This is a genomic window from Vibrio furnissii CIP 102972, from assembly GCF_000176175.1.
Lineage (GTDB): Bacteria > Pseudomonadota > Gammaproteobacteria > Enterobacterales > Vibrionaceae > Vibrio > Vibrio furnissii.
In genome coordinates this window covers 26,906-42,640 of record NZ_ACZP01000012.1, presented here as the reverse complement: position 1 = coordinate 42,640, position 15,735 = coordinate 26,906, and the positions used below count along the sequence as shown (strand labels likewise).

The 15,735-nt window shown below is 50.3% G+C and carries 11 protein-coding genes; 6 read left to right on the top strand and 5 right to left on the bottom strand.

Annotated features, from left to right (window positions below; all coding sequences use genetic code 11):
• Positions 1–6 precede the first annotated feature (6 nt).
• Positions 7–789: a zinc ABC transporter permease subunit ZnuB gene (znuB, locus tag VFA_RS02880; protein ID WP_004724566.1), complete on the bottom strand. Its 783-nt coding sequence runs from the start codon at positions 787–789 to the stop codon at positions 7–9.
• Entirely contained in the window at positions 782–1,570 is a 789-nt protein-coding gene (znuC, locus tag VFA_RS02875; RefSeq protein ID WP_004724564.1) for a zinc ABC transporter ATP-binding protein ZnuC, read from the bottom strand. Before znuC ends, znuB begins: the two co-directional genes overlap by 8 nt.
• Before the next feature lie 82 nt (positions 1,571–1,652).
• Here znuC and znuA point away from each other — a divergent pair, with 82 nt between their 5' ends.
• The 5 genes from znuA to VFA_RS02850 all read left to right on the top strand — a co-directional run bounded on the left by znuA (position 1,653) and on the right by VFA_RS02850 (position 9,649).
• Entirely contained in the window at positions 1,653–2,552 is a 900-nt protein-coding gene (znuA, locus tag VFA_RS02870) for a zinc ABC transporter substrate-binding protein ZnuA (RefSeq protein WP_038150789.1), read from the top strand.
• Between the two features lie 185 nt (positions 2,553–2,737).
• Positions 2,738–6,091, top strand: coding sequence for an AraC family transcriptional regulator (locus VFA_RS02865; protein WP_038150787.1), 3,354 nt, complete (start codon positions 2,738–2,740; stop codon positions 6,089–6,091).
• Positions 6,092–6,924: 833 nt separating this feature from the next.
• Positions 6,925–7,152, top strand: a complete 228-nt coding sequence (locus VFA_RS02860) for a FeoA family protein (protein WP_004724558.1) — start codon at positions 6,925–6,927, stop codon at positions 7,150–7,152.
• Entirely contained in the window at positions 7,152–9,422 is a 2,271-nt protein-coding gene (feoB, locus tag VFA_RS02855) for a Fe(2+) transporter permease subunit FeoB (protein ID WP_004724556.1), read from the top strand. Before VFA_RS02860 ends, feoB begins: the two co-directional genes overlap by 1 nt.
• Positions 9,419–9,649, top strand: coding sequence for a FeoC-like transcriptional regulator (locus VFA_RS02850; RefSeq protein ID WP_004724555.1), 231 nt, complete (start codon positions 9,419–9,421; stop codon positions 9,647–9,649). The genes feoB and VFA_RS02850 overlap by 4 nt, the downstream gene beginning before the upstream one ends.
• A gap of 43 nt (positions 9,650–9,692) precedes the next feature.
• On the opposite strand, the gene VFA_RS02845 is transcribed toward VFA_RS02850, so the two are convergent.
• Positions 9,693–10,121, bottom strand: a complete 429-nt coding sequence (locus VFA_RS02845) for an HIT family protein (RefSeq protein WP_004724553.1) — start codon at positions 10,119–10,121, stop codon at positions 9,693–9,695.
• 111 nt (positions 10,122–10,232) lie between these two features.
• Positions 10,233–11,966: an arginine--tRNA ligase gene (argS, locus tag VFA_RS02840; RefSeq protein WP_004724552.1), complete on the bottom strand. Its 1,734-nt coding sequence runs from the start codon at positions 11,964–11,966 to the stop codon at positions 10,233–10,235.
• Between the two features lie 206 nt (positions 11,967–12,172).
• Here argS and VFA_RS02835 point away from each other — a divergent pair, with 206 nt between their 5' ends.
• Positions 12,173–12,766, top strand: coding sequence for a VOC family protein (locus tag VFA_RS02835; RefSeq protein ID WP_004724550.1), 594 nt, complete (start codon positions 12,173–12,175; stop codon positions 12,764–12,766).
• On the opposite strand, the gene VFA_RS02830 is transcribed toward VFA_RS02835, so the two are convergent.
• Positions 12,763–15,543 carry an insulinase family protein gene (locus VFA_RS02830; protein ID WP_038150785.1) on the bottom strand — a complete coding sequence of 927 codons (2,781 nt, stop codon included), beginning with the start codon at positions 15,541–15,543 and terminating at the stop codon, positions 12,763–12,765. The two genes, VFA_RS02835 and VFA_RS02830, sit on opposite strands and share 4 nt — an antisense overlap.
• Between the last annotated feature and the right edge of the window lie 192 nt (positions 15,544–15,735).

The window sequence follows — 15,735 nt, the reverse complement described above, 5'->3', positions numbered from 1 at the left end:
ATTTGGCTAAGCACGTTTCACGAAATGACTGAGCATAAACAGGGCTGTCGCGCTGACCACCACCGATGGGCCTGCTGGTGTGTCGAACTGCCAAGACAGTGACAGGCCAGATAACACACAAACCATACCAATGCTGGATGCAAACAGCGCCATTTGTTCCGGTGTTCTGGCTAAGCGGCGCGCCGTCGCTGCGGGGATGATCATCAATGATGTCATGATGAGTGCACCCACGAACTTCATACCCACGGCAATGACCAAACCGATCAACAGCATCAAAATTAAACGCATTAAATCCGTATTGATGCCTTCGACTTGTGCCAGTTCTTCATTGACGCTGGTTGAAAGGAGCGGCCGCCAGAACAGGTACACAGCGATCCCGACTGCAATCACGCCACTCCAGATAAACACCAAATCGCTTGGGCTCACCGCCAGCAAGTCACCAAACAGATAGCTCATCAGGTCGATACGCACATTGTCGAGGAAACTCACTGCAATCAGGCCAAGAGATAACGAGCTGTGGGCCAGAATACCCAACAGCGTGTCGGTTGCCACCAGTTGTTGGCGCTGCATGGTGACTAAGATCACCGCTAATCCCAAGCAGCACACCAGCAAGGCGAAATAAAGGTTAATGTCGAGCAAAAAGCCGAGAGCCAAGCCCAAAAGTGATGCGTGCGCCAAAGTGTCGCCGAAGTAGGCCATACGACGCCAAACGACAAATGACCCCAATGGGCCTGCAATCAAAGCGATGCCGATGCCGGCCAGCACCGAGGGTAGTAAAAACTCAATCATGTTGATGGTGACCATGTGAATGATGGGAACATTGTTGCGCGTCGCCGGTGACCGGTTGACCCGCGAGATCGTGATGATGGTGATCGTGCTGGTGGTGATAAAACGCCAGCGTTTCACGGCTGCGATGGCCAAACAGGGCGATGTAACTTGGGTGTTGCGTAATGTCTGCCGGAGCACCAGAACAGCAAATGTGATGATGCAAACAGATCACTTCATCGGTTTTCGCCATCACCAAATGCAGGTCATGAGAGACCATAAAGACCGCGCAACCAAAACGCAGACGAATGGTGTCGATCAAATCGTAGAGATCAATTTGCCCTTGTACGTCGACGCCTTGCGCCGGTTCATCCAGCACCAGCAGGTCAGGGCGTTGCAATAATGCGCGAGCGATGAGAATGCGTTGATTTTCGCCGCCGGAGAGTTTGTGCATGTCAAAATCAAGCAGATGCTCGGCACCCACCAGACGTAGCGCGTCATTGAGTTCTTGCTTGCTGTATTTGCCAGCCAACTGCAAGAAACGTTTCACGGTCAGCGGTAGGGTATCGTTGAGTTTCAGCTTCTGCGGCACATAGCCAATTTTAAGATTTTTGGCGCGTTTGATGGTCCCCGTGTTTTGAGTGTGTAAACCCAGTAAAACGCGAACCAGTGTCGATTTACCCGCTCCATTTGGGCCAATCAGCGTTGTGATCTTGCCTCGAACAATCGACAAGCTGACATTATCCAAGACTCGGCGCTGGTCGAACTCAACGCAGATGTCATGCAATTCAATAAGCGGTGACATGAAATGAACTCATTTGCAATTTAGTAATGTTATAATGTAACATTTCGGAACGATGAACGCTACAGCTTGAGAAAATTCCATCATGTTATCCAGATTTGCCCTTATGACAGCCCTCGTCACAGCGTCTTGCTCGGCGTGGGCGAATGATATTCTAACCAGTATAAAACCGATTCAGATGATTACCCATGAGTTAACCGCTGGGGTATCGGAGCCTGATGTACTCTTGTCTGCGAATGCTTCGCCGCACGATTATGCGCTTCGTCCATCAGATGTAAAGCGTATTCATCAGGCGTCACTGGTGATCTGGTTTGGTCCAGACTTAGAACCGTTTTTGGAAAAAGTCTTAAGCAGCCACAAAAATGTGCTGACTTTGAGCGCAGTCCCGGAGCTTCAATTGCGAGCTTACAGTGCCGAAGAGTTGGAGCACGGACATGACGATGGTCATCACCACCATGGGACGCATGACCCGCATTTCTGGTTGGGGATTGAGCAAGCCAAACAAGTGGCGGTGGCGATTGCTGCCCGTTTAACTGAAAACGACGCGCAACATGCAAAGGTGTACGCTGCTAACCTGCAACGTTTCCTTGCGCAGGCTGATGAGACTGATGCCGCGATCCGCGCTCAACTGGCGGATGTGACGTCTGCGCCGTACTATGTCTTCCATGATGCGTATGCGTATTTTGAGCAGCGCTACGGGCTGAACAATCTTGGCCACTTTACGGTCAGCCCAGATCGCAAACCGGGCGCAAAAACCTTGATCGCAATTCGTCGATCTCTCGCGCAAAATCAAGCGAAATGCGTGTTTTCTGAACCGCAGTTCCAGCCAGCAGTGATTGAAACCGTGGTGCGTGGCAGCCAGGCGCACATTGGTATTTTGGACCCGTTGGGCACTGATGTTGCAGTCAAAGCCGGCAGTTACTTTGCCTTTTTGCATCAGCTGAGCGACAGTTACCATCAATGTTTGTCACAGTCAGTCGACTGATCGATGTTCTTTAGCTTGGGTTCCTGTGATCTAAGCTAAAAAACCAAGTTTTAATTGCGACCATGCAACAACCAAGCTACACAAGCGGCGCTGAATAGATAGAATACTCTATAATTAGCGCCGCAAAATAACCCATTCATGATAAGGCGTCAGGCATTTCTTTTTTTGTTGCTAAAGGAACCGCTTTGTCCCGACTCTTTTTGATCCTCAGTCTCGTCTTAGGATTGCTTTCTTCAACCGCCAATGCACTGGATAAAAGCCCATCCGTGTTTTACCCCTTGCCTACCCAAGCGCAGGGGAAAGTATTTATTGCTCAGCACCTATATCTGGGGGATGAAGGCGGCATTTGGATTCACGATGTGCACGGTCGCGTGGTGTTTTTTGATGGGCAAAATGTGCTGCCGCGTCGAGGATCGCTACTTGACGGTGATGTTCAGCAACTGGCGTATGCACAGAACGCATTTTGGACCTTCATCGATAACGAATTGTATCGTACGATTCCGCCGGGCGAACCGGAGTTGGTGTTCAGTCTCACGCCGGGAACCGTGATTGAGAAGATTGGCGCTTCTGCTGGTTATATCTGGCTGACCGACGAGACACACTTTTACACCTACCATATCGCGAGCGGTGATTTTCAAACCTATTCATTGATGACGCTCTACCAGCTCAATCAAGCCAGCAAAGTCGTCGTCAATGACGCCAAGATGGTGCACACCAAATGGGTACTGGCGACGAATGCTGGGGTGTATCTGTCTGAGGGGCAAGGGTTCACCCATGTGCAACGTTCGGGCAAAGATTACGTTGAAACCTTATTGATGTCGCGACAACGGGATCAATTGGTGGTGGGAACCCTGCATGGTGCGCTGTTAATTGATATCAATCAACCAGAGCAAGAGCCGCAACACGTCGGCAATGCGCCCGTGTTGTCGATGGTTGAAACAGAGAACGAATATTGGATTGGAACGGACAGTGGGTTGCTGGTGTATTCGGTCGATACCGGCACCACGGTGAAATTGGAAGGCAGTAATCCAGAGCATTACGGCTTGTCCCATGGAAAAATCTACGCCCTGATCAATGACCAACAAGGTGGTATTTGGATCGCGACCGACAAAGGGATTCGGTATTTTTCTCGGTTTAGCCAAAAATTTACGCGTGTGTTGATGGACGATCTGAACGCGTTCACACCGCGAGCCTCTGTGGCACATCTGTTTTCCGTCAATCAAGGTCGCCAGTATTTAATGAGCCGCAATGACGGCTTGTATCTGATTCATTTTTTTAAAGGCTTTCGTAAGCAGCGTATTTTTGATGCTGTTGTCCATGACGTGGTGCAACGAGGTGATGTGCTGTGGTTGACGACCAATCGCGGCTTGTTGACGTATCGTCTTCATCAACATCAAGGTCCTCAACCCCTCAAAGATGACGTACTGCGACAGCCGGTACAGCATCTCGAAATCGATGCGGAAGGGAAAATTTGGGGGACCAGCCGAAATCGTTTGTGGTCATTGAATCCTGATACGCACGAGGTGACGGATTACGGGAGCGGCTGGATGTCGTTGGCGACGCCATCATCCAAAGTCACGACATTGAAAATGACGACCCATTCAGGATTATTGATTGGGACTGACCACGGGATCTATGGCTTGCGGAATCATCAAATTCGCTACGACAAAGAGAGTGCGCGCTTTGGTGCCAGTATTGATATTGCAGAAAATGCCGCTGGTCAATTGTGGTTTGTGAGCAGCTATGGCGTGTTCAAACGCCAAGATTTTCTCCCGGAGTCGGTGATTGAACCGGTCACACTCATAGAAGACAACATTCGCTTAAAATGCCTGTTGAACACGCAACAAGGCATGTGGCTCGGGTCGTCACGCGGCATGACGCTGTATAACACCGATGGCCAAATTTTGAATCACTTTGGTTCGCCCCACGGCTTAATCAATGATGAGCTGCGTACTGGCATCTGCGCCGTTGGGGAGTCGGCGCAAGGTGAATCGCTGTTGTTTGCGTCCACCATGGGGCTGGTCAAAGTCTCTTCACCCGCGTTGGCGCAAGCAACTTTGCCGCCATCGCCAATTATCTTTAGTCAAATCAGTGTGGACTATACGCCAGTGCTCGTCGGCAGCCGCAGTCAGCGATTGCGTCTGGCGTACGGTAGCCCGGCGAGTTTTCAATTTGGCACCTTGCCTGAAGCGCGCGGCCAACAATTGGAATTTCGTCTCAATCAAGAACAATGGCAACCGCTTGAAGGCGCGCAACTGACGCTCAATCATTTGATGCCGGGCGAGTATGTGTTGACGGTTCGCAGCATCAGTCCACAAGCGTTTCAGCAGGTCAGCAACCAAGTGACTTTCACGGTGCTCAAACCGTGGTACCTCTCAAATTTGGCGGTGACGCTTTATGCTTTGGCCTTTATCGCGACGGTGCTCTTGGTGAGCTGGTGGCGCTCGCGCATGGTGTCAGCGATGAACCGTGAGCTTAAAGAGCAAGTGGTGCTGAAAACCAACCAAATGCGTCACCAAAGCAAAGCGGTGTTGAGTAACAACCAACAGTTGCGTAAGCAGATTCAAGTGCGCCATTTGTGGCTAGATAAACTGCTGAGCGGTATGCGGCCTTCGTTGGTGAAGCTGGCGCAACAGGCACGTTACGAGCAAATTGATGAGGTGCGACAAACGGCAGAGTCACTACTGACGGAATTTGAGCAGTTCCAAGCGCTTGATGGCAATGGCGACGCACAGGTGACTCAACACGACATTATTGATGTGATTGACACCGTGATCGCGGGGTGGAGCACCGAATTTTCGGCAGCGGGTATCAAGATCGAGCGTCAGTGTTTGGAACGACTTCCAGAAGCTGAGCTCAAGCACTGGGGCATTGACGTGGTGTTCAATGCATTGCTCGCCCAAGCGCTTAAACGGATGTATCGCAATCAACGTCTGACGATTCAATGCAGTTTGCGTGACGAGCGCATCGTGATGACATGGATTGATTGCGGTGAGTCCTGTGAAGATTTGCCATTATTGCTGGTGACTTCCGGCGATAATCACAGCACGTTACTTAGTCAACTGGTGGAATTGTCGGGTGGCGATATCGCGGTCTATACGTCATCGGAGCGGAATCTGGTGGAGCTGTCGTGGCCGCAAGTAAGTCAAGACATGATGGCGCAGGACGCGGACTGGGGGACAAGGCTCGCGGTGTCGTCAGATGACGAAGAACGTGCGTGGCTCAATAAAGTCGACCACTTGGTGCGTGAGCACTACTCTGACGCGGAATTTAGCACGTCAGAAGCCGCGAAGTTGCTGTTTGTATCTGAGCGCAGTCTGCAACGCCGATTTAAAACCGCCACACATAAAACCTTCAAAGAATACCTCACCGAATACCGACTGGAAAAAGCTTGTCAGGTGTTACTGGAGGGCCAGAAAGTCGCGCAAGTTGCATTTTGCTGCGGTTTCAATGACCCGTCTTATTTTAGTCAACGTTTTAAGCACCACTTTGGTGTCTCGCCGACTCAGTTCATCGAAGACAAAGAATTGATGGACTAACGATGACGCGCGGCATGCTTGTCGCGCGTTTCTTTTTGACACCATTCAATCATCTGCTGACCGCGTCGTGACCGCGGTCGACGTTCATCCTCGTGCATGACCCTAGTCAATAAATCGCGGCGTGGTGCATTGAGCATGGCTTTTCCTAAATGCCAAAATCCCGGGTGTGCTCGTGTCTAGCGCTAAGCGGTGTTGTGTCGGCACAGGCGCGAGGATACAAGGTTATGAGGAAAACAAGGTTATGAGGAAACAGGGCGTTTGAGCGTGAGCATGCCCACAGGCGTTAGTATTCGATGATGAGTGATGATGAGCGCATGATGGGGTTGTGTCGGACGAATGGATGTGGGAACGAATAAAGGGAAATGCAGTAGAAAAAAAATGTCGTGGTATAGCCGGGGGGACTATACCACGGGCGTCAACGACACCTTCGCTTGCTGCCGGAGTGATATGGACTAAGCCATATGCACCTCTGGAATTTCTATCTCAGGGAGAATTCCCTGTCGACGAGAGTCACTATATCGGCCGCGGCTTTTTTTACTTATAAAATTAACGCCAACGTAACAGGAGAAATCCGCCAATCTTCGTTTTATATTTAAGCGTTTGATTTATTAGGTATTTATGTTTTTCTCGGTTTGAGGTGGATCACACCGCGGAGGCGTAAGAAAATACTTAAAGCGAGATTAACGTTTTTGACGGGCGGATAATTAACAAAAATGACGGTTCAATTGGTGCAATCTTTGATTTCACACAATTACATAGCTGGGGTGGAAGAGTATGATTCACATTATTAATAATAATATTTCTCATTAACAATACGATTGCGTGTGGCTACGATGAAATTATCTGATTTAAAAGCGGGTGAATCCGGCCAGATTCTGGCGTTGAATGGTCTGTCGACCGATGTTCGAAAAAAACTCATGGTGATGGGGTTGTTACCAAACACGCAGGTCACTTTAATTCGTCGTGCGCCGATGGGTGATCCTTTGCAAGTTGAAGTTCGTGGTGTGTCTATTGCAGTACGGGAAAGTATTGCCGCAGCGATTGATGTGGAGAAAGCGTAATGCATTATAACGTTCTAACGGTCGGTAACCCCAACAGCGGTAAAACAACACTCTTCAACGGCCTGACGGGTGCCAAACAACAAGTGGGCAACTGGGCCGGGGTGACTGTCGAGAAAAAGACGGGTCGTTATCAACATGGTGGTGACGAATGTCGATTAACGGATCTACCGGGCATTTATGCGCTCGACAGCGGGAATGACAGCAACAGCATTGATGAGTCTATCGCATCACGTGCGGTGCTCACCCATCCGGCCGACCTGATTATTAACGTGGTTGACGTGACCTGTTTGGAACGCAGCTTATATATGACGCTGCAACTGCGTGAATTGGCGCGCCCGATGGTGGTGGTGCTCAATAAGATGGACGCGTTAAAACGTGAACGTCAAACCATTGATGTGAAGAAACTAGAAAAAGCGCTGGGTTGCCCGGTGTTGACGTTGTCGGCACACGACAAGAGTCAAGTTCGCCGATTTAAAGACAAATTACACGAATTGTTGGTGAAAGGCGTCGCACTGAAACAGCTTGATTTGGACTATGGCACTGAATTTGAAGCGTCGATTGCGCGTTTGATGCCGCTGTTTTCAAATCAAGAAGTGGCTGCACGCGCACTGGCGATTCGCGCACTAGAAAATGACTTGCTGGTGATCAATGGCTTAGCCGAATCTCATCGCGAGCAGATTGCGCACGAGCAGCGCTTGTGTGCCACCGACATCGATCTGCTGGTTGCGGATTGCAAATACACGTATCTGCATCAGTTGTGTCAGAAAGTGCGCCGCAGTGAAGGCAAATTGAGTCACAGCTTCACGGAAAAAGCAGACCGTTTGGTACTGAACAAGTGGATCGGTGTGCCGTTCTTCTTTGTGGTGATGTACCTGATGTTTATGTTCTCCATTAACATCGGGAGCGCATTTATCGATTTCTTTGATATCGGTGTGGGCGCTTTGTTGGTTGATGGTGGCCACTATGTGTTGGACGGACATTTGCCGGTTTGGTTAGTGACGGTGCTGGCCGATGGCCTTGGCGGCGGTATTCAGACAGTAGCGACCTTTATTCCAGTGATTGCGTGTTTGTACCTGTTCCTGGCGGTGTTAGAAAGTTCAGGTTACATGTCTCGCGCGGCATTTGTTCTGGATAAAGTGATGCAGAAAATTGGCCTGCCGGGTAAAGCATTTGTCCCGCTGGTACTTGGTTTTGGCTGTAACGTGCCTGCGATCATGGCAACGCGAACCCTTGATCAAGAGCGTGAGCGCAAATTAGCCGCATCCATGGCACCATTTATGTCGTGTGGTGCGCGTTTGCCAGTGTATGCCCTGTTTGCGGCGGCATTCTTTCCGGAAAGTGGCCAAAATGTGGTGTTTGCGTTGTACTTACTGGGCATCATTGCGGCGGTATTTACCGGTTGGGTATTGAAGAAGACTTTGTATCCGGGCTCAAGTGACAACCTAGTGATGGAAATGCCAGACTACGAAGTCCCCACGCTGCAAAACGTACTGATCAAAACGTGGCAGAAGCTGAAACGCTTTGTGTTGGGTGCCGGTAAAACCATCGTGATTGTGGTGGCGGTGCTGAGCTTCTTGAACTCGGTCGGTACCGACGGCTCATTTGGCAACGAAGACAGTGACAACTCGGTCTTGTCCAAAGCGGCGCAGGTGGTGACGCCGGTCTTTGAACCGATTGGGATCAAGCAAGATAACTGGCAAGCGACGGTTGGTATCATCACGGGTATCTTTGCCAAAGAAGCGGTGGTCGGGACGTTAAACAACCTGTACACCTCTGCAGAAGGCGACGATGCTGAGTACGATCTGATGGGCAGCCTGAAAGATGCGGTGATGTCGATTCCTGAAAACCTGATGGGACTAAACTTCTCAGATCCGCTGGGCATTGAAGTGGGCGATTTGTCTGACAGCGCATCGGTGGCGCAAGATCAAGATGTCGATGCCTCGATTTTTGGCAACCTGAACAGCCACTTTGTGACCAGTTATGCTGCGTTCTCTTACCTGATTTTCATTTTGCTTTACACACCCTGTGTGGCCGCGATGGGGGCGTACGTGCGTGAATTCGGTACTCGCTATGCGCGCTTTATTGCGGTGTGGACGATGGGCTTGGCCTATGCGTCGGCAGCATTGTTCAATCAAGCGGCACATTTCAGTGACGCACCGATGAAGAGTGCCAGTTGGATCGTCGGTATTGTGTTGGGCTGCGCGCTGGTCTTTCATTTACTCAAACGAGCAGGTCGCAAACAACAACGTCTTGAGGTGCAAATTGCATGATTTTAACTGAGCTAAAACAAGCGATTGCAGCGCAAGGCGGGATTTCGCGCAAAGAGCTCGCGAAGCGGTTTGCGCTCAGTGAAGATGGCGTGGATGCGATGTTGGCGGTGTGGATTAAGAAAGGCGTTATTTCACGCTTTATTGATACCAATGCAGCGCATCGTGTCACGCGAGTGCGTTACTCCCTCAATCGGGACCAAGGATTGTCTGTGACGGTCACGATGTAATCGGAACGAAAAAAGCCGCGTTAAGCGGCTTTTTTTACGGCGTTTAAACGGCCACAAACAACGAGCTCAAGGAAAGGACATTGCGCAGTTTAGTCAACATGGTGTCTTGGTCGGCTTCGCTGCGACGTTCGCCCGGGGTGTTGCCCCACACGGGACCTGGCCAAGCGACATCGTGTTCAAAACGAGCGATGTGATGGATATGCAGCTGAGGAACCATATTGCCTAGCGCACCCAAATTGAGTTTGTCCGGTTGGAACAAGGCTTCCAGCGCCTGATTGATCGCTTGGGATTCGAGCAGAAATTGCTGCTGTTCATGCATTGGCAAGTGATGAAGTTCCTTCAGATTCGCTTTTTTCGGAACCAGAATGACCCAAGGCACGGCAGCGTCTTTGTGCAGCAGCGCGACACATAATGGGAAATGGCCAATGACATCGGTATCTTTTGCTAACTGAGGATGAAGTTCGAAACTCATGGTGTTGTCCGTTATGGTTGATGCCGTCGGAATGCGACAGAAGTCACCATTATACGCCAATAAAAAAGGCTGACACCATGTGCCAGCCTTTGAATCGTCTCAATTTATTGATTACATACGTTCTAGCGTTTTGATACCCAACAGCGACAGACCTTGTTTGATGGTCTTCGCGGTTAGCGCGGCCAGTTTGAGGCGGCTTTGTTTCACGCTTTCGTCTTCAGCAATCAGGATTGGGCAGGCTTCATAGAAGCTTGAGAATTGACCCGCCAGTTCGAACAGGTAGCTACATAGAATATGCGGCTGACCTTCACGAGACACCGATTGAACCGCTTCTTCAAATTGCAGCAGTTTGGCGATCAGTGCTTTCTCTTTCTCTTCGGTGATCTTGATGTCGCCCGTCAGGTTGTCTGGTGAAACGCCTGCTTTTGCGAAGATAGACGCAACACGTGTGTACGCGTACTGCATGTAAGGTGCGGTGTTGCCTTCAAATGCCAGCATGTTGTCCCAATCAAACACGTAGTCAGTGGTACGGTGTTTTGACAGGTCTGCGTATTTCACAGCAGCCATTGCCACAGTGGTCGCGATATCCGCTTTCTCGTCAGCGCCTAGATCTGGGTTTTTCGATTCGATCAGGGCTTTTGCACGTTCTTCGGCTTCATCCAGCAGATCGGCCAGACGCACAGTGCCGCCAGCACGCGTCTTGAATGGACGACCGTCTTTGCCCAGCATCATACCAAATGCATGGTGTTCCAGAGTCACTTCTTCTGGCACGTAACCCGCTTTGCGTACGATGGTCCACGCTTGCATCAGGTGTTGATGCTGACGAGAGTCGATGAAGTACAGCACGCGATCTGCGCCCAGTGTTTCGTAACGGTATTTCGCACACGCGATGTCTGTGGTGGTGTACAGGAAGCCGCCGTCGCGTTTTTGGATGATCACACCCATTGGCTCGCCGTCTTTGTTTTTGAACTCTTCGAGGAAGACTACTTGCGCGCCGTCATCTTCTTGAGCCAGACCTTTCTCTTTCAGGTCTGCCACGATGCCTGGCAGCATGTCGTTGTACATGCTTTCGCCCATCACGTCGTCACGCGTCAGTGATACGTTCAGGCGGTCGTAGTTGCGTTGGTTTTGAATCATGGTCACGTCGACCAGTTTCTTCCACATGTCGAGACAGAATGCGTCGCCACCTTGTAGTTTCACCACGTAGTTACGTGCTCTTTCCGCAAATTCTGCATCTTCATCGTACAGCTTTTTCGATTCACGGTAGAAGGCTTCGAGGTCAGACAGTTCCATCGACACTTCGCCAGATTCTTGCTGCACGCGCTCAAGGTTGGCAATCAGCATCCCGAACTGTGTGCCCCAGTCGCCAATGTGGTTGGCGCGAATCACTTTGTGGCCGAGGAATTCTAGTGTGCGAACCACAGCATCGCCGATGATGGTTGAACGCAGGTGCCCCACGTGCATTTCTTTGGCAACGTTTGGCGCTGAGTAGTCAGCCACGATCGTTTGTTGTGCTTCTTTCGCCACACCCAGACGCTCGTCAGCCAGTGCTGCATCCGCTTGTTTTGCTAAGAATTCTTCGCTTAGGAAAATGTTGATGAACCCTGGGCCAGCGATTTCGGTTTTGCTCGCGATACCGTCTAAATCAAGCACATCGATGACTTTTTGCGCGAATTCTCGCGGATTTGTACCTAACTGCTTTGCAACGCCCATAACGCCGTTGGCTTGGTAATCACCAAACTGTGGTTTTGCGGATTGGCGAACGGCTGCAGGGCTGCCTGTAGGTGCGCCAGCGGCTTCAAGAGCCTGAGATACTTTGTCATTAATCAGTGCTTGGATATTCACACGCGTGTCCTTCAATTCTGGGAATTGGTTGGATATGCATTTTATTCACTTGGCAGTCGTGAATGCATATCTCGATTTTGTTCATAAATTGGCGCACATGATAGCAATTTTATGACAGAGCTTATAGGGACAAAATTACGAAATTTTCTACTTTTCGGTTGAATCTTGGTAACATCGACGACAAATCATTATTTTGAGTAGTTAAAATGCTTCAGTCGCTGATGGAATCAGGCCTTCATCCTGTTCAAATGAAAGACAAACTCGCAGAATTTATGCATAAAATTCAGCAATTATCCGAGCTTTTACATATGGATTTATCCACCCATACGCTGGACCACATTGCACTCAGAATCAATGATTTGGAATTGGCGAAAGCCGCTCATGTGGCATGGTTGGATGAAGCAGAAGAAATCTCCTGCGCGCAGATTAATGGTCGCCCGATCATTGTGATGGCATTTCATCAGCCTTTGGTCGCTGAACCGTGGCGCATTGAGTGTTTAGAGTTGCCGTATCCCGCGCCGGGAAAAACGTATCCGCAGCAAAGCTGGGAACATGTGGAGTTTGTGATTCCATCACAAGCGCAAACCGCCGATGACTTTCTCCATGAGTTGTTACAGCGCTTTCCAGCCTTCGCGCAGCAATGGCCGAAGTTGGCAGAATTGGGCGTGAAAACCAAATTGTCGAGCCCGAAAGGTGAAGGGGAGCGGTTGAACAACCCAACGGTGGCGTTTAAATGGCAGGGCGTGTGCATCAAACTGCATCCACACACCCTGAAAACCATTGTGGCATCGGAGCGTTAACCGAGATCGTACGCTTTTGGTCGCAGTTGAAACTCTTCAATTGAGCCGATTTCTTGGCCTAAACTCAGCTGTTCTGCATCTTCGTGCGCATTGCCCTGCGTGTGCATAATGAGTCGGTTGGCGGTGCGCGGTTTCAGCTCATTCACCACAAAGCGAATCATGTCGGAACGGCTGAGCTGTTTCAGCTCTTCTAAAACCACTTCTCGTTGATCGAACGTCCAGTCTTTATTGCCGATGGCGACCCACAAACGCTGCGCTCGTGTGCGCAGTGTTGGATCCGGTGTAGCAATCTGATTCCACAACCCGCGCTTACTGCTGTGCCATTGATATTCGTTGAGCTCCAGTAGCACCATGTAAAACGCATTGAGGAACTCGTCGATGGAGCGAATCAGTTCCGCCGGGGCAGCATTGGGGGATTGAACGTACAACACCATGCCCGGATGGCGATTGAGTGGCATATTGCCTGTGCCCACCATATAACCCAGTTGCTGCTTGGTGCGGATTTCGTGGAAAAAGGTGGCTGACATCAGATGATTTGCCAGCGAATACAGCGCAATGCTGCGTGGTTCGGTATCTTTCGATTGGTAGTAGACCACGATCGCGGAATCATCTTGATCGCAATTCACTTCACGCTGGAAAGTACCATTGTCGCCCAACATCACCAGCGGGCGCAGCGACTCTTCGTAAGTCTGGTTTTTGACGCGCAGTGCATCTTTGAGCACTTCTGCCATGGCTATCGCATCGTGTTGCTGCCAATCGCCATACACGAACATTTCGATGTGCAGTTGCGCGAGGATCTTCTCTACGAATTCGGGCAGTTCACCGACGTGGATCGTTTCCAGTGCTTCCAACAATTGGCCGTAGGGCGGGTTATTGGGTTGCAGTAAGCCGGTCATGGCATTGAACAGCTGTGAAATTGGGCGGTCATGGGCGGCGTTGCGCCAGTTACGTAGCAACTGTTGTTTGATGGTGTCAAACCGTTGTTCGCTGAATTCTCGTCGAGCAAATTTATCGAGAATCATCTTCATCAGCTGTGGCTGTTTCTGGCTGAATCCGGAAATAGTCAGTGTCACGCCGCCTTGGTGGGCGTACATGTTGTAACCCATGCCGGCAATCTCTGCTTGATACGTTTCTTTGGCCAGCGTGTCGAGGAACATCTCGACGCACAGTCGCGTGATGACGATATTGCGCGTGCTCGCCACGGAATGTGGGCTATCGATGGCAATGTAAATCACGCCTTTCGGCACGTGGAATTCGGTATCTTGCTGATGCCACAGACGAAAGCCCGGGAGATCCTGTACCACTTGCGGCAGGGTTTGGGTGTCGTCTTCCAATGGGCGCGGGTCAAGCTGATCGCAAATAAACGGGTTTTCTCCCGGCAGTTCAAGTGGCAGCGACATGCTGTGGTGGTGGAATTGGGCCATTTGTTGGGCGCTGAAAGGGCGTACGGAATACGGTGTGAAATACCAATCGGCTTCACGGTCGTAGTCCAGCCCTTGTGCAATCAGCGTTGCACGCAGATTTTCTGGCACCAGATAGGTCAAAATTTCACGCAGCAGCGCTTCGTCATAGGTTTGCATCATGTAATCGCCGTAGATGATGTCTTCAGCGGCATAATGCTGCATGTTGATCACCAAATGACTGACGATATCCAGCGGGCGTGAGGTTTCCTGAAAACGAAAGGCTGATTCCAGCACCGCGCGTTTTTCGGTGTAGCGCCATGCGTTCAACCCGTTTTCGCGAATCAACGTTAAGGTCTCAAACAAGGCTTGAATGATGTCATCGACGTGCTCAAGCCCCAGCGGGGTTAAGGCACAACTGACGGAAAACTCACGGTAATTGCTGCCGCTGGCACCACCACCGGCAGACAGCGATGTGATCCATCCTTTCTCTTTTAGGGCAAGCAGCAGGCTGCCTTCGCCTTCATAACCAATCAAATGGGCAAAGTAGGACAGCGGCTTACGCTGATAATAGGCATCGGTGCTGGGCATCGGAAAACTCATGATGAGTTTGCGAATTTCTTTGAGTGGCTCAACCTGAATCATCAACCCCGTTTGTTCCGGCGTGACAAAGGGTTCATCAATGACTTTGTCTGCCAAATGACGGTTTTCAATCGCGCTGAATGTGTCGCGCGTCCAATGTTCGAGCTCATCAAGGCTTTGCGGCCCCATGATGACCAGCGTCATCAAATCGGCAGAATAGTGTTGTTCGTGAAACGCGATGATTTCGTCACGAATGTTGCTGCCGTCACGGTCGCCGAGTGTCTCAAGGTTGCCAACCGAGAACTTCGCAAACGGGTGCGCCGGGTTAATGGTGGCTTTTTGCACTTGATAGAGACGGCGAGAATCATCGCTCAGTTTGAGTTTGTATTCGGAGTCGACCGCTTGGCGCTCTTTGTCTAAGGCTTCGGCATTAAACAGCGGCGCGTTGAAAAATTGGCTGAAACGATCGAGCGCTTTTTCAAACACGTTCGGTGATACATCGAAGAAGAAACACGTGTGTTCCGTTCCAGTCCACGCATTATTGGTTCCGCCGTGCTGATTAATTACGCTTTGAAATTCGCCCACTTTAGGGTATTTTCGCGTACCTAAAAACAGCATATGTTCCAGATAATGGGCTAACCCTTCGCGTTCTTTAGGATCGTCGAAGTGGCCAACCTTAACGGCTAACGCGGCGGCAGACTTCTGAGCACTTTCATTGTGGATCAACAGCACACGCAACGAATTGGACAGAGTCAGATGTCGGTAGCTATTTGAATCATTTGGGCTAATGTGCACAGAAGTTCTCCGATAGGGCTTTGATTTTTTAAGTATGGCGTTGAAACGAAACGGCGCAAATTCAAGCCTGTGATTTTTTGAGCAGAATGTCATTCTAGTCCTAAAGCTGACTTTTTAATAGACTGTTACCCCGGTCTAAGTCTTTACTTTAGGGATTGCTATAATCGGCGACAAAGCAGCATCAGACTGCCT